Here is a 1,165-nt window from a genome sequence, read left to right as displayed (position 1 = left end):
TGCTCTAACACATAAGTACGACCATCAAAATCACGCGTTTCTTTACCTTCGGCAACTAATGTGCCCACACCAGTCGCTGTATAGAATGCAGGAATACCCGCACCACCTGAGCGTAGCTTTTCGGCCAATGTACCTTGCGGGGTTAGCTCAACTTCTAACTCGCCTGCCAAGTACTGGCGTTCGAACTCTTTGTTTTCACCAACGTATGATGAAATCATTTTCTTGATTTGGCGGGTCTGTAGTAGCAGACCAAGTCCAAAATCATCGACGCCAGCGTTGTTGCTGATACAGGTCAACTCTTTAACGCCACTATCACGTAGTGCTTCGATCAATGCTTCTGGAATGCCGCATAGACCAAAACCACCGATAGCGAGTGTTTGCCCATCACTAACAACACCGCTTAGTGCCTCTTCGGCACTGTTATATACTTTTGAGCGACTCATACTTATCTCCTTGCAAGTCTGTTTTTGTTATTAACGTCCATTATCTATCATGATTTATTTATTGTGCCAATCAATAGCGCATTGACTGTTTTAAATTTAAATCAATACATTTTATATCGATATATCATATATCAAATACTTATGCTAACTTAACATATAATTCTCGCAGCGAGAAGACAATAACACTAAGAACGAATGAGACAGTACAGTAGCGAGGTATGAGGCAAGTCAATATCATATTATTCTAAGATTAATATTTGATAAAAAATCAAAAATTACATATTTTGATTAATTTTATTGACCTACATCGATAAGCGCGACATACACGCTGTCTTAATTTTGCCAAGGAGGGCTATCATGTTTAGTACATTTGCGATTGTCATTACCCTATTATTACTCATGTTTTTTGCTTATCGTGGTTATTCTGTGCTGATCTTAGCACCGATTATGGCGACGCTAGCAGTCTTACTATCAGGTGATTTTTTAAACACCATCCCCGCTTATACCGATGTCTTTATGGGCGCGTTAAGTGGGTTCTTACTCAAATTCTTCCCTATATTCTTGCTAGGGGCATTGTTTGGGCGTTTGATGGCCGACTCTGGTGCGGCAACTGCCATCGCCAATACCGTAGTCGAAAAGCTCGGTGCCAGCAAGGCCATTCTTGCGGTGATTTTGGTCTGTGCTATTTTGACCTATGGCGGGGTATCACTGTTTGTGGTGGC

1 protein-coding gene and 1 pseudogene are annotated in these 1,165 nt (G+C 41.5%); one reads left to right on the top strand and one right to left on the bottom strand.

Translation table 11 applies throughout. The features are described 5' to 3' along the window. The coding region (locus B3V51_RS01310) for a CoA transferase subunit A (RefSeq protein WP_286707832.1) at nucleotides 1-443 on the bottom strand (443 nt) is incomplete at its 3' end. Between the two features lie 357 nt (nucleotides 444-800). Between B3V51_RS01310 and B3V51_RS01305 the strand changes: the two are divergent. Continuing rightward, nucleotides 801-1,165, top strand: a pseudogene (locus B3V51_RS01305) (GntP family permease); the annotation flags it as partial.

The organism is Psychrobacter sp. UBA2514 (genome assembly GCF_002341255.1).
Classification (GTDB): domain Bacteria; phylum Pseudomonadota; class Gammaproteobacteria; order Pseudomonadales; family Moraxellaceae; genus Psychrobacter; species Psychrobacter pacificensis.
Note: the sequence above shows the minus strand (reverse complement) of the source record. Positions and strands in the feature narration are given on the sequence as shown.